This is a genomic window from Paenibacillus sp. FSL R5-0810 (assembly GCF_038002285.1).
GTDB lineage: Bacteria > Bacillota > Bacilli > Paenibacillales > Paenibacillaceae > Paenibacillus_AQ > Paenibacillus_AQ lactis.
The window spans coordinates 3,901,278-3,918,949 of sequence record NZ_JBBOCF010000001.1; the positions used below are offsets into that span (position 1 = coordinate 3,901,278).

Below are 17,672 nucleotides of genomic sequence, written 5' to 3' on the forward strand. Positions count from 1 at the left end.
TGACAGGAATCGAAAAAAAATTATGATGCTTATCTTTCCGTGAAAATGAGAGCCGTCCCGAGAAGGGAGGCGCTCGGAACAAAAATATCTCCCCGGGCCGTCTCAACCACCGGGAATCCATTCGATTCAAGATGCCGCCGGGTAATGGCAAGGTTTCGCACCTTTACTGCATATCCGGCAAATCCCGGTGAGGACGTGAAGGCTTCTCCCTGGATCGTTTTCATATCATGGACCACATGCCCCATATGAAGGATTTTGTTAATTTCGGTCTTCATGGACAAGCGAGAGGCTCCAATGAATAAAATCCTTGTAACTTTCCAGCTTTTTTTACGTCATAAAGTATGACACCATATTTTGGAGGGAAATTCATGAAAAAAATATCGCAAATTTCAATCGCGCTGCTATGCAGTGCGGCTCTAATTGCTCCAAGCTACAACATATCTTCAGCAGCTTCAAAACAGGAACCACATGTAATCATCAACAACACAAGTCTATCCTCTGAAGATATACTTCTAAAAAACAACCAAGTATTTATTACCTTAACGGGAGCCAAGACTTTAGACGATTTAACGTTTAAGTGGAACAATAAGACAAAGCAAGTGACCGTCCAAGGAAAAGAGACTCATTTAATACTCACGATCAATAAAACAACTGCACAAAAGAATAGTGAACCCGTAAAACTTAGCTCCGCGCCGTTCATCCATAAAGGCAAGACCATGATTCCTTTGCGCTTTGTTACAGAAGCAATGAGCAGCTCCGTAACCTGGAATCAGGCGACCCAAACCGCATATATCACAAAAGCAAGTTCAAAACTGACCAAGGATTATAAAAGCGACGAGCTTAGTACTGCAAGAAATGCAGCCATAAATTTGCCAAGGGTTTCCCAACTACCGAAAGAATTTGAGCCGACATTGGATACGTTTAGTCTTCAATATTATTTTCCTGAACGGGAATCCGGCCAGTTCATAGAAGTAAATAATAACGTAGTTAGTTACTATAAAATTTCTAACCATACGGCTTACCTGAAATGGCAGGGCCTCCTGGGTGATAAACCAGGCACAGCAAACGACCTGTATTTTATTAATCGCATGTTAATAGATGAAGCTGGAACACTTCCGTCATTTAAGGGTACAACCTTTGCAAGCTTCCGTTGGATGCCTCATATTGGAGCTACGGGTTACAGCCTTATTAACAAACAAAACTGGAATAAGGTCACATATAAAGATCAGGAACTCGAGCAAAATCAAATGAAGGAAAATTATATTATCGTGGAAATTCCCGAAGAATAAATAATCTATTGTTTTACGTAAAAAAATGACTTATTCGGGTCCAAATGTTGAGGAAGATGATGTTTCAACGACATTTTATCGAGGAGGATTTATACGATGGGTCTTTACTACGAAGTTCATGGGAGTGGCAGGCCAGTTGTATTAATCCATAGCGGCGCTATGGATTCTCGTGATTGGAACTTTATTACGCCAAAGCTAGCTAAGATATTCAAAGTCATCATTTACGATGTACGTGGAGCCGGAAGGTCCCCAGTTCCAGAAGCACCAATTGACCATGTTGGGGACTTAAGGCAGCTATTAGCCGAACTTAACATTGACGAAGCTGTACTCATTGGTCATTCCCTAGGAGGTCAAATTGCTGTTGATTTCTCTCTGACCTATCCGAGCATCGTGTCTAAACTCGTATTAATTGCTCCTGGCCTATCCGGGTATCAATTTTCTCCTGAGTATGCTGAACTAGAGAAACAAGCTGCCAAAGCGTTGCCGGACGTCAATAAAATGATTGATCTAACATTGAGCGAACCTTCCTGGAGCATTTCACCAGGAGAAGCCTATGATTTACTACGTGAAATGATGAGACACAACATTCAAAAGACATTTGAATGGAAAACTTACGAAACGGTTTCCTTACCTCCCGCATTAGGAAGGTTGGACGAAATTCAGGCAGAGGCTTTATTATTGATCGGCGAGAATGAATCCAAAGATCTTTTCCGCATAGCTGAGTTATATAATCAAATTCCTAAAATTAAAGTCGTTCGAATACCTGGCGCGAATCATATCATTACCCTGACCCATCCTGACGACATTTGCGAACATATCCTCCATGATTTGAGTCTTCATAAACAGGAAGGTCAATAAATGTAGAAACGAAACTCTTCATTAACAGAAGGCATCCCGCTTTGTCTCCAAAAACGAAATGTAATCATAAAAAAACTGCACCTCCGTTGTTAGTTCTGTCAAACAATAGGGGTGCGGTTCCATTATCACTATCATATGTTTCTGATGCTCACTCTATGGGGTGCTCTCCCCAAGTTGGGGAGAGCCATTGCTCCGCATTTATTTGAACTCTTGCCCGGTTTGCCCGATTTTTCTTTTCATAAATATGGCCACTTCCCCATCTACAACATCATCATTGGTGTAATGAGATAAATCAATGCCTTCGATTTCAAATCCACATTTTCTGTAGAACCTTATAGCATTTACGTTCGTGTTTTGCGTCTCCAGGTTTATTGCTCTTATTCCGTTTCCTTCTGCAAGACGTACTAATTCATCCATCAATTGTTTGCCAACATGCATTCTTCTACAGTCTTCCGAGACTTGGAAATGCCAAATCAAAACGGTATTATTCCACTTTATTTCCTCAGCGATTACGACCCCGATTAATCGAGTACCTATGTATGCTCCTAGTGAATATCCCATGGGGACGATCTTGCTGTAAAGCTCCAAATCATCTTCACTGTCTGTATATTCTTTGTGATACGGTGCTTCAAGCTCTACTAATTGAATGTCGATCGTGGTTCTCTCTTCATTTTCAATTTTGGTCACCTTGTACTTTGCGTTTGAGGAATATCCACACTCCCCAAGTTCAGTTTGTTCTTCGTCCGTGAACCGATGAATCGGTTTAATGCATATAGCTTCTATAGGAATCACCCTTTATAAAAATAATTCGACGGTCCCGCTGCCTAAAGACATGTGCACGTCATGTACAGACTACGATGCATTAGTCGTTGCGGTTGTATCCTAGCTTTTAATAAAAACAATCTTCACGCCTACCACCTGATCCTGCCCATTCACCGCCTTGTACACGCCGTACGCCCCGTCGCCAATGCCGGTACGCGAGACAACGCCTCCCTCGAGAACACCCGCCTCTTCCCCGCTTTCGGTGATATCACAGCAGGCATAATACCATTCCGTATCCGTGCCGTCCGATGATCCTTCCGCATCCGGAATCCGGTATTTGTGAATATCAAAAATCCCAGCCTGTCCGCTGTCCACCCCCGCCACGAAAGGACACTTGATCCACTCCAAGGATGCCCCTTGTTCCGCAACGGACTGATGGTATGCCGTCAGCTTGGCGTTGGCTTCACCCCAGTCCGGGATCTCCGCCTTCTCCACTTCCGAGACCCACGTTCCATTCAATGCAGGCTCCACTACACCCATAATAACGATGCTCGTATCTAGTTCGTAACACGGATCCGCAACAACCAATTGTCCGGAAGTTACTTCAAAATTACCCAGTTGAATGATCAATGAGGATACCTCCCATAACCGCTTGGATTTACATCTATTCTATCATGGGTGCAAAGGAAAGTTTAATGACGCACCAGGATGGTTATCCATCAGGATAGGGTATTACAATCGCTCCTATTCGACATGTATCTACATCTATTCGCCTTTAGGGTATGGACGAATCCTTTTTGAAGGTCTATAATAACAACCACATTCCAAAAAACGAACATTAAGGCGGTAACCATGAGTAAATATATGCAATTATTTCAAGGCACGTCTTTTTCAAGCAAATCGCCCACAGAAATTCAAGTATTACGGGACCATCTGTATTGCATCAATGACGACGGTATGATTGAGCGAATCGTCGCCCCGGAGGACGCCGAGTACGCGTCCTTGCTGGATGCGTATCAAGGCACTGACAAATTTCAACGGTTAGAGGCGGGTCAATATTTCTTGCCTGGTTTTGTCGACTTGCATGTGCATGCGCCGCAGTGGGCCCAATCTGGAACCGCATTAGACATCCCGCTCTACGACTGGTTAAATACGTACACCTTCCCGCTGGAATCGAAATTTTCCGATCTCGAGTTTGCGCGCACGGTTTACGACGATGTGGTCAGCACCTTACTGGCCAACGGAACGACAACGGCTCTTTATTTTGCAACGGTGCATAAGGAAGCCAGCTTGCTGTTAGCCCAAATCTGTGCGAGCAAAGGCCAGCGCGGACTTGTTGGCAAAGTCGTCATGGACGATCCCGAGCAGAATCCGGAATACTATCGCGATGCGGACACATCCACCGCACTTGCGGATACGGAAGAATTTATTATCGCTGTACAGGAATTAGCCAAGACTACAAAACAAGGCGTCTATCCCGTCGTCACCCCACGATTCATTCCAAGCTGCACCGATGAGGGGCTTAGAGGCTTAGGCGAGCTGGCTGCCAAATATGACACCTATGTTCAATCCCACTGCAGCGAAAGCGATTGGGCGCACGGATATGTCAAGAATCGATTCCACAAGAACGATGCCTTTGCGTTACATGATTTTGGCCTGCTGCGGGATAAATCCGTTATGGCGCATTGCAATTTTCTGGAGGATCAGGATGCGGAGTTATTTGCGGACACCGGCACCGCGATTGCCCATTGTCCGATATCCAACGCGTATTTCGCCAACAGCGTCATCCCGGTCGCCCGTTTCCATGCCAAAAATGTCGAGATCGGCCTGGGCTCGGATATCTCCGGCGGCTTCTCGCCAAGCCTCTTCGATAATATTCGACAAGCGGTAATATCCTCGCGGATGCTGGAGGATGGCGTTAACCCTTCCCTTCCTGCCGAAGATCGCGGCGTACCCGATTCGCGCATTACGATCCATCAGGCATTCTATCTGGCAACGGCCGGCGGCGGGGATAGTCTGAGCTTGCCGATCGGTCGTATCCAGGAAGGCTATGCATGGGATGTGCAGGTGATCGATACGAGCATTCCATCCGCCAAGCTGCCGATTTTCGATGAGCATGAGGATGTGCACGATATTTTTCAGAAAATCATGTATTTGGCAAGACCTGAGCATATCCGCGAGGTATGGGTGCAAGGGGACAAGGTCCATTCGCGTTAAGCATGATAGATCAATTAATCTAAACATTCGAGGTGTCCATCGGAGTGAAAACACAAGCAGACAAGCAAAATGACGCACAAACGAATTCACAGCAATTAACGGTTCCGCCCGACGGCAAAATTTCCTTCGGAAAATCCGCCATTCTCGGTTTGCAGCATGTCGTCGCGATGGACGTCTACGTCGTTCCGTTCCTGATTGCCATGTTAATCGGCTTAGCGCCCAATCAGTCCAGCGCCTTAATTCAATCCACGTTTATCGCGGCCGGGCTTGCCACGATCGTGCAGACGTACTTCTGTATGAAGCTGCCGATGGCGCAGGGTCCTTCCTATGTTCCGCTCGGCGCGATTGTCGCCATTTATGCCGCCAGCGGCGGCGGGGAGACGGGCTGGGGCTCGGTGCTGGGTGCCAGCTTGGTTGGTGCTGTTCTCGTGGTGATTTTGGGATATACGGGAATCTTCAATAAAATCGTGAAATCCTTCATCCCGCCGATTGTAGGGGGCACGATTATTTTCATTGTCGGTCTCTCGTTACTGCCGGTTGCCATCCGCGACAATATCTATGGCGCCACGGACGCTGCCATCAATCAGAACGTGCTGCTGGCGCTGATCTCAGCAGGTGCACTCCTTCTATTCGTAGCCCTCGGTTCATTGATGCGAGCGAAAGGCGCGATCTTCCGAGTTACCTCCGTCATGATCGCGTTAATCATCGGATGCATATCGGCTAACTTCATGGGTGTCCTTAATTTCAGCGCTGTCGCAAGCGCCAAGTGGTTCAGCATGCCGCAGCTGCCGTTTAAGGATTTTGGCTTCTCATTTGATCTCTCGGCGATCATCACCATGGTCATCATTTACCTCGTACTCTTGGCGGAAACGACAGGGACATGGTTTGCAATCAGCAACGTCATTGATAAACCGTTAACGGATAAGAACATTAACCGCGGGGTTATTGGCGAAGGGATTAGCTGTCTGATCGCTTCGGTACTCGGTTCAACGCCGGTTACCGGCTATTCCACCAATGCAGGCATTATTTCCATCACGGGCGTAGCCAGTCGCCGGGTCTTCCTTGCGGTAGGCGGATGGTTCGTCCTGTTCGGCTGTTCCGGTAAATTGGCTGCGCTGATCTCCTCGATCCCAACGGCTGTCATCGGCGGCGTATTCGCGATCGTCTGCGGCATCATCTCGATTAACGGAATCCAGGTCATGAAGAACGTAACCATTCGCGAGAAGGAAATGTACATTATCGCCATCCCGATGATTCTGACGTTGGCGCTAGTGCTCATTCCTAAAGATTTCTTATATACGCTTCCTACGTTCGTGCAATATCTATTGGGCTCCCCAATTCTGGCTGCTTCCCTTGCAGCGATTGTGTTGAATAAGTTACTGCCGAGCGCGAAGTAGGTTGTAAAGCGAGGCAAAAACGAGCGGATTATATGTAAGCTAAGCACGTCTGCCCCCAAAGAGGCTGCGTTCATCGCAGACTTTGGGGGTGTTTTTTATAGTTAGGGGATAAACACTTCGTTACACACAAAGTCTAGGAGCTTAGAAGATGCTTGCTGTTTATTAGGTGATGGCAGGTGTTTTATATTTCTGCATGTTGGGCTGGGCAATTCACAAAAGAAAATAAGACCCTGCAACATATAAGCGCAGAGTCTCACCTGTTTATTTCATTTCAATTAGTCTTTTTAGCCATTTAATCGTAATTTCGTCTTTTACCTCTGGATTCATATCTGCAGGAAACTGTAAATATTGTTCTTCCTCTGGCAACTTATGCAGTTGACTCTGAATCGTAGCATCAGCCGTGCTGTCATTGTAATATTCCGGGAAGCGAAATTCTTGTCCTTGAAGTGACCGATAAACGTGAAAACTGTACTTAATCCCATTCACTTCGCAAAAAGCATGTCCTTGAACTTTCGGATCACACCAGACATGCGTACCCTTCAATTTTTGCAAGGAAAGCATAAACCCATTCTTCTGCGCTTCCGTTAAATGAAAATCTTCCAAATAATACTTCATTGACACTCGATTAAAATTCGTATCGATAATCTGGTAGTTCAGAATTAACTCAGCGCCGCTTTTAAGAACAGGATTGAAATAATCCTCCTGAATCCTCCCCCTATACTTAAACAGTCGGCTCTGGACCAAGTAGTCGATATTGCTATGGTCTAAATTCCGACCAAATGTTAATAAAAATCTTCTCTTTTCCACTTTTATTCCGAACCCCATTTTGGAAGTGAATTTTGATACCGGTCAACATTTCCCTTATGATCTTTCCAATTATCTTTAGTATGATAATGCCACCGAGTGTGATTCTAGATTGAGAAGTATAAGTTATATTAAAACACAATTTAAGGCGCTGGCTAAACGCTTTTGCATTTACACGCAGCACTAAGATTCCGATTCGAAACTCCAACTAGGGCTGTACCCATCCAGAAGCTTCTTTGGTGCACAGGATCTCCACGCTCGTTCGAGATGCTCCAGCAGTTCCTTCGGGTCGACGGCCGAAAGGCGCACAAGCACATACGGAGCGTTGCGGTAATGATCTGTGATGTAATAGACATCGGGATCGAACTGCATCAAGAAGTCCCGCGTTTCGTAGTCCATTCTTAGTACGAGGGTAACCCCATCTTCGTGCAGACGCGCCAATAACTTTCCTTTGATGCGATATGCGGGGGTTCCGTAAGAGGTCCCCTCTTCTACGGCCGGCAAGGATAGAGCAAGATTTCGAACCATATGAAGATGGTCGGACGGTTGAATCGCTCTCCCCCCTATCGTATAGGTATGAAATACCATGATCACCACTTCCTCAACTCATAATTCCCTTATATATTTTATCAATTCTGCGATTCCTTTCATTTGAAGCATTAGTTGATTATTTAAATTTTCCAAAGCCAATTGAAAGGAACGTTCGACTTTATCATAATTTTGGTTGTCCAAATTATTCAATAAACTCTTCATATTTTCAATATAATAAACGGTTTTCCTCAAGCTGCTTATGACCAGGATTTTGCGAAGCTGAGATATCGAGAACAGTCTATAACCGTTTTCATTATTTCTTTCCGAATGGATTAATCCCTCATGTTCCCAATGCCGGATAGCTGAAGTATTTACGCCCGCTATTTGGGCAGCCTCTCCAATACTCATATATTCTTTTAGTTTTACATTTTTATATTTGGTAAAATCGGCATTCTGTATCATCGTAAGTATTTCTTCGACTCGCTGCTTCTCCACTTGAATATGATATTGCTGTTCATTAACTAACCAAAGGGCTTCTTCATATCGTGCATTTTTACTCAGTCTCATGACTTCGTAAACAATAGGGATGTCATATCCTTTCAACAAGGCCCTAATCGTAATAAAAGCTTGGAAGTGTTGCGCTGTATAGAAACGGTGATTACTTTTTGTTCTCGGTACGGCAGGAATGAGATCTAGTTCTTCATACCTTCGCAAAGTTGTGGTGCTGACATTTAAGGTCTTTGCAATTTGTTTAGGGGTATATGTCTCCATCTATTACCTCCTTTTTAAAGTAAGACCTTCAAGTGCTACAATAACATATTTTCCAATAAAGCCCCAATATATAAAGGGCGGGAAATAGAAAACCGAAAGATTGCATGAATGTTATATGATGGTCGTATGAACCGTTTAGGAGTGATAAAAATGGAAAAGAACATAAAACTTACGGATGGAACAGAGCTAAAAGTTGGTCTAGTAGGAAATGCAAACTCTCCCACCATCATGCTTCCGGTTGCTAAAGAATCCGTTTATGGACAGGATGCCGAACACTTAAAGCTGTGGGGAGTAGACCCCGAATTAGGAAAGCATTTTGTTGAGGGACTTATGGACAAGTTCCGGATTCTACACTTCGACTACGAAGGGCACCGTTTACAACATCCGAATCCAGAGAATCTCACCCCTGAAAGCATTGTAAAAGATATACTAACCATTGCTAATGAAATGAACGTTAAGAAGTTTAGCTATTATGGTTACTCTTGGTTGGCTTTGGTTGGATTACAATTAGCTATTCGGACAGACAGACTAGAAAGCTTAATCATGGGTGGCTTTCCGCCAATAGATGGTCCGTATAAAGAAATGATGGTTGTGACAAATAAAACATATAAACAAGCTTTAAGCAATCAAAATGCTTCCGTTGTTGATGAACAAAGCCAAATCAGTCCAGAAAAGGTCGATTGGGATAACATTCAAGTAAAGATCGACACGAATCAAACTAAACAGTTTGTTACAATGTACGAACATTTAATGGAATTTGATGATCGGGAAATTCAACATAAATTAGCTATTCCGAGATTGGCGTTTGCCGGGGAAAAAGACACTATCGTTTATGGAGAAAACTTCGGCAATGTCACAGTTGATATTATCGGTATACTTCAAAACAATAAAGAAGAATTAGAACAGCTTGGATGGGATATAGAAATCCTAAAAGGAAAGGATATGGATCACACCAAAGCCATGCAACCTGCAACGGTTCTGCCATTGATAAAGGCTTGGTTCATTAAACATTTGAAGTAGTTAAAAAATTGTTGGTGATTTTAAAAAACAAGAGGGCAGCCGATCGAGTTCCATCGGCTGCCCTTTTATATGTATAGTTCCATTTTCCAAGATGTTGACCGCTTTGGAAGCCCGTCTGGTTGAGGAATTCTGGTTTCATGGCTTTATAGGCAGCTTCAGCCACGGCCTTATCATCAAATCCAGACCAATAGAAGTCACCTAGACATCGTCGTGGCCGCTGTACCGAATCACTTCTTCTTGTTCCTCATGGCGGCGAGCAGCTTCACCTTTCCGTTCGCCCCTTCCACGAAGCGATGGTAGTCCGGAGATTCTACCGGAACGATCGCGATTTGCCCCTTCGCATTGAAATGGAGACCCCATCCGTATTTTTTCGGGAGCATGGATGCTCTCAAGCATGGTTGCGGCTTCCTAAAAAACGCTTCTCGAATCTGCTCCCTTCTCTCGGCCAGCTCCGCTTCCGGAATGTTCTTGTGCCGGATATGTACTTCGAACAGGAGCTCCTCCTGGGTATAGACGTACGGATGATTCTCAAGCAACTCAAACTCGATGCCCGGCTTGGTTTTTCCGCTTTTCTTGTCCGGAGGCTTCGTTCCGTTCTCTGCGGGGCAATCCGGGGCAACGGTAATAAACGTATCATAGTAATTCCATTCCATCTTCGTTCCTCCTGAACCGATGTATAGCTTCGCTCATCACACATCGAATTTTCTAACATCTATTATAACCCTTTATTCCTGACAGAATCGGTCAGTTATTACGGCAAAGATAGAGCAAGATTTCGAACGAGATCAAGATGGTCGAATGTTGAATCGCTTTCGTCCCGTTATCCTCTATACCGGGTATTACATGGGTTAGAAGTGTTATTGGTTAGAAGATGAAGAACTTTTGATAAACTTCTTCTACATCACATTTATTTTTAGAATTTTGCAGAAGATTATCTAAGAAATCCTTAATGAAACTTTTGACGGTAGATTCAAATATCCCAAGTGATACGTACTCAATTCCAGTTGGATTAATAAATGATATTCCTTCCGAAGAGTAAATTGATTCATTATTCCAAGCAATCTCTATTTTATCGTTAACCCTTCTGAAAAGTACATCAGGCAAAAATGAACCTGCTCTATTTGAAAACCAAGAGTGCTTATACTCCCATTCTTGTTTTGTATCGAACCATGCATCAAACTCATCATCGTTGTCTGATTCAAACAACAGACTATTATTCAAAAGTTCAAGTGAGTTCTGTCCTTCAACAGGGAAGGGGAATGGTTCTTCACTCAAAATATACTTTAAATTTTCGCTAAACCATTCGACAATGTATATCAAATTCCATTGATAGGTAGCTTCGCTATTCAGTCTTTTATATCGACAGACGTCCATGCCACGAACAATTAATTCAAACTTCCCCCATGTTTCACCAGTCAAACTGGTTTCATTAAAAGGATTAACTTCAAACTCATACTGAATAGCAAATGTGTTCTTATCTCCAAAAGTCCTCAGAATTAAGCACCTCACTTGTTTTTAATAGCTTATTGTATTCAAACAAAATAATGGTTGATTAAAGTTACCATCATGCGTTAAATTACTTATATAAGTCATTTCCTAAATTCTGGAATAACGAGGTCGGAGGATGATATTCTTGTTACCTACAGAGGCTACGATCAGTAGGGAGCTATTACGATACCTAGAGAAGGAGCAATTAAGCATCACTTCTTTTGCCAATCGAGCAGGCATTAATTCGGGAACGCTCAGCCGGTTTATCAAGGGACAACAAGCCTTGTCCGTTTCAAGCCTTGATTCCATTACAAGAGCTATGGATGTAGAAGAAGGATTTTTTTATGATCTATATTTAAACGAATTATCCTTGAACTGGCGGCGGCTTGGACCCTTTATCATGCGCTGTGCCGAGCTAGGAAAACTAGACTGCGTCGCACAGGCAGTCGATATGATGATGGATTATCCATCTTACGCTGCACCGCTCTTTGATTGTGCGGAAGAACTATTCCAGCAAGGGAAACGGGAAGCCGCCCTAATCATATACAAAAAAGTGGCTGACGGTGAGAAGTACCAGCACGCCGAGCGGCTTGGCTTGTGCCAATACCGGATTTTTACCTGCTCCTTAAATGAGAACCAGGAGAATAACCTGCACTGCGCCATTCAGTTTGAAGCTTATATCCGGCGAGTCCCCGAAGGCGTGCAATTAGATGCTTTAAAAGACCTGACCAACACGTTATTATCCTTACGCAAATGGAACAAAGCCAAGACGCATGCCCAGGAAATGGGGCGGATCGCAAGAATGTTGTACGCTCAGAAGCATAGCCAAATCAAGACAAACCGGAGACAACTTGAGCCAGTAAAACCATTGTTCGGCTATATTTTGTACTCCGATTTGTTATTAGGTTCGATAGCAGCAGAAAACGCTGATTATGATCTAGCCCTTTACTATTTATCCCGCTACGAGGACCAGAGCTGGATTATCGAAACCGACGAACAGGCTGAACAGACCAAGGAACAGTTTCGGGAATGGGCCAGAGGCAACCGTTATTTGTACCGCCTCATGAAGGGGAATATCGATGTTCTTGAACCGTACATTGAATATATTGCTGCTCACGAGGACGAAATTTTAAAAGCGTTGTTTAAAATCATTCAAGCGGCTAACATGTATCATTTCGAGGTGGATCCCTATCTCGAAAGATTTGAGGAGCTCATTGAAGAGCATCTCCGCCCTGGGGGAATCATCGGCAATTACACCCGACATATCATCGATGACCGCTTTGCCAATTTCCTGATCGATGTCGGCGACTATTATTTACGGAAGAACAACCTCCTCAAAGGAACGAAGTATCTCTTGGACGGTCTTGAAGTTTCCTATCGCATCAATAATCCGGTCAACATCGTAAGGTGCAATACCACGATGGAGCATCTAAGGCCCAAATTAAATCCATCCATTCTTCAACGGTATGGAGCAATTCGGAAGGAAGGCGATTCTTGGTCCAGGAAAAGAAATATTTCTTGAATCACTACCTACGGGGCCTCAAGGTATAATTGAGAAATATGTAACTTCATTTGAATGCTTGAGTGAAGAAAACCAGCCGATTCTAATAGAGATTTCAACTGCCCCCCTAATGTTAGACATCATCTAACATTGGGGGGGCAGTTCACTCGAGGGCCGTGGTTTCTAGCTGAGCCACAGCATCGCCTGCTTAGAGGAAGAGTCTGTGCAAGGGCTGGTAGTATCATTAGGGCTTACGAGTTTTTTGCAGATCGGAATTTGAAAATATACGGCTCTTTCTGCTTTATTTCATGGTCCCCTTAATTTATTACATTTCAAGATTTGGGTTTACTGTTTAGCCTTTAACTTGGAACTAGCGTTTTCCTGAGGTTTTGTGATTAGATCTTGCAATTCATCTTTTGATATTCGTTTCGCGAATAAATAATAATCATCCCAGCGTTTGTTATCATTTTTATTGATGACATCTGATAATTTCGATATAACGACACCACCCATTTTACATGAGTGTATCATTTTGTCGTTTCCAATAAAAATAGCAACGTGGGCTATCCTTTCAATGCCCTTTTTTGAATATCGGGCCCGACTGGTAAAAAACAATAAATCTCCTCTTCGAATATTTTCTTTCTTTATTTTTTTGCCGATCAGGCTCTGCTGCCTGGAAGTACGAGGAAGAATCCCGTCAACTTGGCTATAAAGATATTGTACAAATGAGCTGCAATCAAACTCTTTGGTCTGAAACGGCTCAGCCCCCAACCTGTATGGTTTACTCATATGCTTCATTCCAGCAATAATAATTTTTTCATGCGTATTTATTTTTTTCGGCTGTGCCATAAGTTCCTCCCCTCCAGATTCAAAAATAGATCAACAAATGGTGACATGTACCTTTTTTGCAATGCTACAGATTATTCAAAACCAAACAAAAGGTTTGGTTATTCGTTTATATGCAAATATGCTCTCTAAAAAATGTATTCATTCACCAATGAATTGGCCTATTCGAAAGATAGGAGTCACTAATTTAAACTCCTCGAGAAAATTCTTTACGATCTGATAAAACATCCGGGTCATGTGGAATGGACTTCGTGACCGCATTTCTAAACAGCAGTTGAGAAGATCCTGTATCTTTAAAATAAAAAAGCCGCTATCATGCGGCTATAAAACGCTCAAATCATCCTGAGCAAGAGATAATTCCTTACCATTTTTATTGATAATATAAATTTTCTCCGGAAGAGTCTTTAGGCTTTTACCTGTAATAAATAACTCGTGTCCTCCTTCGATTTGATACTTTCTTATATATACTCCTGAACCGATGTCCTCAAAAGAGTATTTGTTGAAATCATCCCAATTCAGTGATACACCCTTTTCAGACAAGCCTTTTAATTCATCTAATAAAATAGCTCCACTTGGCCCTTCTTCCTTAGTGCTCAGGCATGCCGAACAAATAATAAGAATAAGAAAAAATGTTATTGAAAACTTAATGGATTTTACTTCTTTCATTTTCTACCCCATTTCCATTATTTCTGTAAATCATAGGAAGTAAATTATACCGTATTTATGAAAGGGATGCTCTGACATTAATGATCCAGTTCGGTTCGCTACTTGTCACGCTTATCGGGCTGGTCGTAACAATTGTCTTAGCATTGAACCAAAACAAAAGAAATAGGCCGCCCGTGGATGGGATAACGACCTATTTCTAGTCCCTCTAACTGCCTACTGCCCTTAGAAGCGGCTGTTGTTAAAGAGTGAGGATGCTAGCTGCATCCTCACTCCACATTATTAATTACATATTGTACCATTATATTACCTGGTATTGTTACTACAGAATAGTCCAAGATTTCCATAAGAACAAAGAGGGCTGTCTATGATAGGCACCCTCCAGCAAAACCATTACCCCCCTCAAGATCTCTTCTAAAGGGGGACGAGCATTTGCATTATCTCTCGCAGTGTGTGATGCGAGACGGGCATCGGTCATTATACCATATGGGTTATATGCGTTATAGTTAAATGTAAGGCTCTTTCGGCACTGGGTAGCCCCTGCCAAAAATCATATCCTTACATTAATGAATTTTTCTTTCTATCGTTTCAACATAACCTTGGTACGTTTCCTTCTGTTCATCAAACATCCAAACATCTGCTAAATCTATTAAATTCTTTTTTTTAATATTTTCAATCATTCTATTTAATTTATCCTTATGTGTCGAGAGAATTTCCCCACTAACGGACGATAGTTTTTCCATTAGCTCCAGCGAATCAATATCAGCATAGAAAGGAGTATTATTTTCATCAATCCTTTCAATAATTTCATACGTTGCTAAGTTTGTAAAAACATCTTGGCGAATACAGCGAATTAGATCAAAATTTGACAACTCACTTAGACTTTTTTTCGCAATTTCCAGGTGCCATACGGGCAGTGGCATATCGGAAAAATTCGTTGCATTTTGTACTATAACCTCATATTCGTCATCAGATAAAAACTCTTTTAACTTCTTCTTTCTATCGTACATATTTACATAGCCCCAATCATTATTTTGGTGGAAACACTCCCCCGCGGGGAGCAAACATATCTTCTATCTTTTTCATTGTATTATTTACTTCATTCAACTTTGACGTGTAAAGTTGGCGAAGTTCAGTATCTAAATTGGGATTTTTAAGCATTCCTTCCCAACTTTTTTTCAAATCTACTAAACCACGATATGCATCGGAAACTTCTTGAGCATGATCATAATAACCTCCACCTGGTTTTGGAACTGGGTTACCATCTAAGTCCCTCTGAGCTCCTTTTAAATCCATTGCGGTTAAATGCGAATATGTTCTTTCCTGTTGATTCAAAGTTGCCCTCTGACTAGTGGTAATCATTGATTTGGAAGAATCCGATAAATCATCAATACTTGAGATTACCCTATTAAGATCACCAGTCCCCGCTCCACCCTTACCCCCATCGCCACCAGAATCTTTCTTGAGGTTAGGCGTATCCTTGACACCAAGTCGTTTCAAGGCAAAGCCGCCGAAAATCATGGCAGCCTGCTGACCCAGGTAGGTCGATGTGCCCATCTCATTGATTAGTTCTTGCTCCGCCTGGACCTCCTCACCGAATTTCTCGCGGGTGTCACCGATATCAAGTGCCATTTTGGCACCCCAAATCGTTGTCTTTACAATCTCCTCCGCGGTCCCGATCGTAGCATTGTATGCCATCTGCTTCCCAGTCTCGACCGGTTCCTCGATCAAGGCGTTCGCCGTATCTTTAGCTGAGTCCCACATCTCGGCGGCAGCTGCCTGAACTCCCACGCCGAATGCTTTAAATTCCATTCCCAGTTCATTGACATGGTCTCCAAACGATTTTTCCTTGATGGCCTTTTCATAGTGGACATTGCTCATCCCCAAAGAGTTCAGGGTCTGTGGAGATGCGCACCTAGGGTCTAAGTTTCCCTGCTCATTGTCGACCTGCATGAATTTATAAGCAATTTTTTTTAATTCCTGAGAAGTCACCTGCATATGCTCAATCGTCAATTTCATGTCGCGATACGCCTGCTGGAAATCATAATAAAAACGCGAGCACGTGGTCCCGTCCCAACATGACGCCAGCATCTGAATGTGTTGGTTCAGCGTGTTTGAATTCGCCTCCAACTGATTGGAGGCTCGATTGAACTGCTCTGACACCGACAGCAGCACCTCAGGAGGCACAAGGATTTTGGACATAATTCAACCTCTTCATCATTTGCTAGATAGTCATTCTACCCTACTTCAAATAACTGGAAAAGGTTCCAAGGTCCTCTCTTATACGCAGCTTCGCTCAGCCGAAAGTGCCTATCAGAACTGCCAAATCTGCAACGTACTACACAAGAATCATCACGATTCTGATTGATTCGATCGAAACGCAGGCAAATTGGCCGCTCGCCCCATCCCGCTCAACAGCTTCCCCAAATTGGCTCGCTCGAAAGACGCCAGGTACACAGCCAACACGTCATCCGTTTCCTCTTCGGATACGTAGAGCTCGAACACAATCAGCACATCATCCTTTACGTAGATTTTCCATGCATTCAGTTCTGACCCCTCATCAATCTCATGCTCCCGCTCCAAATGCATGCTGCGGCAATAGTCGGACAAGCCCCACATGCTCTCATCGAAAATGGCCCAATACGGCAGCCGATCCTCGACGCCCAACTGCACAAATGCCTTACCAGCTAGAAAATGCTGAAGTGACCGGTTTTCCAGCTGCCAGTCGGGTGAGTTCCTATCGCAGAGATAGACTGGTGGATCCTCCTTCTCCAAATCCTGAATGCGGATCCCGCAATAGATCACGGATTCCTCCACTTGATAGAAGACCAGGAATGCCTTGTCTGTCGTGAAAAACGTTTTATCCGGAATGAACACATCTTGCAGCGGGAGCGGTTCATATTGGTTATTGCACCCTTGGGTGATATATGGGGAACGTCCCAAATTCTTATAATAATCCCGCAAGACCACCGGCAACCGAAAGCCAAGGCTCTGTTCCTTGGCCTGGATGTCCGCTTCCGGAATGCCGTGGGCCTCTTTATGATGCTCCCCTAATACACGGAGAAGTCCTTCGATTGTCGCTTTCATTAATTGAGTCAACCTCCTCGACGTCTACATCCTTAAACAAGCTTCCGGAACTCCCTGCCAGAGAGCCTTCTTCCACCCATCACAACGAATCCAATCTAGTTTATTCGGTTTCTTTAGTTTTGATTTTGCTGAAGATTGCGGGGGTAGCGTACACCTAATGATTGCCCCTATCTTTGGATAATTTGTTTTCGTCAAAAACCATTCTATCAAAGATCCAGCACCCTTGTTACGTTTTCATAGAGTGATGCTTTCGAACTTCCGGGTGAACAAATATTAGGAAATCCGGCGGATCCGCCGGCTTCTTTTTTTCATAGCAAGGAAAGAGTCATGAAGGTATTCCCTTTAGTCCCATGAGCACGACTTATTATTAGATTCAAAATATGGAAGATGGTTCCAATGCAGTAGGGAATTATGAAGTTTGTGGGATACCAACACCTT

At 43.5% G+C, this 17,672-nt stretch carries 19 protein-coding genes and 1 pseudogene; 7 read left to right on the forward strand and 13 right to left on the reverse strand.

Going from position 1 to position 17,672, the window contains the following annotated elements; genetic code table 11:
• Window positions 1–29: 29 nt before the first annotated feature.
• Window positions 30–281, reverse strand: coding sequence for a hypothetical protein (locus MKX76_RS17460; protein ID WP_341034302.1), 252 nt, complete (start codon window positions 279–281; stop codon window positions 30–32).
• A gap of 87 nt (window positions 282–368) precedes the next feature.
• Here MKX76_RS17460 and MKX76_RS17465 point away from each other — a divergent pair, with 87 nt between their 5' ends.
• Both MKX76_RS17465 and MKX76_RS17470 read left to right on the forward strand, forming a co-directional pair.
• On the forward strand, window positions 369–1,289 hold the full coding sequence (locus MKX76_RS17465; RefSeq protein WP_144870930.1) for a copper amine oxidase N-terminal domain-containing protein: 921 nt from the start codon (window positions 369–371) through the stop codon (window positions 1,287–1,289).
• Between the two features lie 96 nt (window positions 1,290–1,385).
• Window positions 1,386–2,147: an alpha/beta fold hydrolase gene (locus MKX76_RS17470; protein WP_210095356.1), complete on the forward strand. Its 762-nt coding sequence runs from the start codon at window positions 1,386–1,388 to the stop codon at window positions 2,145–2,147.
• Between the two features lie 198 nt (window positions 2,148–2,345).
• On the opposite strand, the gene MKX76_RS17475 is transcribed toward MKX76_RS17470, so the two are convergent.
• Both MKX76_RS17475 and MKX76_RS17480 read right to left on the reverse strand, forming a co-directional pair.
• Window positions 2,346–2,834, reverse strand: a complete 489-nt coding sequence (locus tag MKX76_RS17475; protein ID WP_260985845.1) for a GNAT family N-acetyltransferase — start codon at window positions 2,832–2,834, stop codon at window positions 2,346–2,348.
• A gap of 195 nt (window positions 2,835–3,029) precedes the next feature.
• Window positions 3,030–3,539: a DUF4241 domain-containing protein gene (locus tag MKX76_RS17480; RefSeq protein WP_144870926.1), complete on the reverse strand. Its 510-nt coding sequence runs from the start codon at window positions 3,537–3,539 to the stop codon at window positions 3,030–3,032.
• 222 nt (window positions 3,540–3,761) lie between these two features.
• Between MKX76_RS17480 and guaD the strand changes: the two genes are divergently transcribed.
• Both guaD and MKX76_RS17490 read left to right on the forward strand, forming a co-directional pair.
• Window positions 3,762–5,126 (forward strand): guanine deaminase, encoded by a 1,365-nt coding sequence (guaD, locus tag MKX76_RS17485; RefSeq protein ID WP_210095355.1) that lies wholly within the window; start codon window positions 3,762–3,764, stop codon window positions 5,124–5,126.
• A 44-nt stretch (window positions 5,127–5,170) separates the two neighbouring features.
• Window positions 5,171–6,523 (forward strand): uracil-xanthine permease family protein, encoded by a 1,353-nt coding sequence (locus MKX76_RS17490; protein ID WP_340901500.1) that lies wholly within the window; start codon window positions 5,171–5,173, stop codon window positions 6,521–6,523.
• A gap of 261 nt (window positions 6,524–6,784) precedes the next feature.
• Here MKX76_RS17490 and MKX76_RS17495 read toward each other — a convergent pair whose 3' ends face one another.
• From MKX76_RS17495 to MKX76_RS17505, 3 genes are all read right to left on the reverse strand, one after another.
• Window positions 6,785–7,330, reverse strand: a complete 546-nt coding sequence (locus MKX76_RS17495) for a hypothetical protein (protein ID WP_341034304.1) — start codon at window positions 7,328–7,330, stop codon at window positions 6,785–6,787.
• A 180-nt stretch (window positions 7,331–7,510) separates the two neighbouring features.
• Window positions 7,511–7,915: an MmcQ/YjbR family DNA-binding protein gene (locus MKX76_RS17500; protein WP_340897168.1), complete on the reverse strand. Its 405-nt coding sequence runs from the start codon at window positions 7,913–7,915 to the stop codon at window positions 7,511–7,513.
• An 18-nt stretch (window positions 7,916–7,933) separates the two neighbouring features.
• Window positions 7,934–8,629 (reverse strand): MerR family DNA-binding transcriptional regulator, encoded by a 696-nt coding sequence (locus MKX76_RS17505; protein ID WP_213614874.1) that lies wholly within the window; start codon window positions 8,627–8,629, stop codon window positions 7,934–7,936.
• Window positions 8,630–8,779: 150 nt separating this feature from the next.
• On the opposite strand from MKX76_RS17505, the gene MKX76_RS17510 reads away from it, so the two are divergent.
• On the forward strand, window positions 8,780–9,649 hold the full coding sequence (locus tag MKX76_RS17510) for an alpha/beta fold hydrolase (protein ID WP_340897172.1): 870 nt from the start codon (window positions 8,780–8,782) through the stop codon (window positions 9,647–9,649).
• A 227-nt stretch (window positions 9,650–9,876) separates the two neighbouring features.
• Here the strand turns inward: MKX76_RS17510 and MKX76_RS17515 are convergent, their stop codons facing one another.
• Window positions 9,877–10,302: a DUF6157 family protein gene (locus MKX76_RS17515; protein ID WP_340897174.1), complete on the reverse strand. Its 426-nt coding sequence runs from the start codon at window positions 10,300–10,302 to the stop codon at window positions 9,877–9,879.
• A 211-nt stretch (window positions 10,303–10,513) separates the two neighbouring features.
• Window positions 10,514–11,068, reverse strand: coding sequence for a hypothetical protein (locus MKX76_RS17520; protein WP_340897176.1), 555 nt, complete (start codon window positions 11,066–11,068; stop codon window positions 10,514–10,516).
• Window positions 11,069–11,273: 205 nt separating this feature from the next.
• Between MKX76_RS17520 and MKX76_RS17525 the strand changes: the two genes are divergently transcribed.
• Window positions 11,274–12,659, forward strand: coding sequence for a helix-turn-helix domain-containing protein (locus MKX76_RS17525; protein WP_341034305.1), 1,386 nt, complete (start codon window positions 11,274–11,276; stop codon window positions 12,657–12,659).
• 324 nt (window positions 12,660–12,983) lie between these two features.
• Here MKX76_RS17525 and MKX76_RS17530 read toward each other — a convergent pair whose 3' ends face one another.
• A complete protein-coding gene (locus MKX76_RS17530) occupies window positions 12,984–13,487 on the reverse strand; it encodes a C40 family peptidase (RefSeq protein ID WP_007131131.1) in 504 nt (167 codons plus the stop codon).
• 318 nt (window positions 13,488–13,805) lie between these two features.
• Window positions 13,806–14,150, reverse strand: a complete 345-nt coding sequence (locus MKX76_RS17535) for a hypothetical protein (RefSeq protein ID WP_340897182.1) — start codon at window positions 14,148–14,150, stop codon at window positions 13,806–13,808.
• Between the two features lie 53 nt (window positions 14,151–14,203).
• Between MKX76_RS17535 and MKX76_RS17540 the strand changes: the two are divergent.
• Window positions 14,204–14,314, forward strand: a pseudogene (locus MKX76_RS17540) (putative holin-like toxin); the annotation flags it as partial.
• A 396-nt stretch (window positions 14,315–14,710) separates the two neighbouring features.
• Here MKX76_RS17540 and MKX76_RS17545 read toward each other — a convergent pair.
• The 3 genes from MKX76_RS17545 to MKX76_RS17555 all read right to left on the reverse strand — a co-directional run bounded on the left by MKX76_RS17545 (window position 14,711) and on the right by MKX76_RS17555 (window position 17,234).
• A complete protein-coding gene (locus MKX76_RS17545; RefSeq protein ID WP_340897184.1) occupies window positions 14,711–15,157 on the reverse strand; it encodes a contact-dependent growth inhibition system immunity protein in 447 nt (148 codons plus the stop codon).
• A 19-nt stretch (window positions 15,158–15,176) separates the two neighbouring features.
• Complete coding sequence (locus MKX76_RS17550; RefSeq protein ID WP_340897186.1) at window positions 15,177–16,349, reverse strand: WXG100 family type VII secretion target; 1,173 nt, start codon at window positions 16,347–16,349, stop codon at window positions 15,177–15,179.
• Between the two features lie 150 nt (window positions 16,350–16,499).
• Entirely contained in the window at window positions 16,500–17,234 is a 735-nt protein-coding gene (locus MKX76_RS17555) for an SMI1/KNR4 family protein (protein WP_341034307.1), read from the reverse strand.
• Window positions 17,235–17,672: the final 438 nt, after the last annotated feature.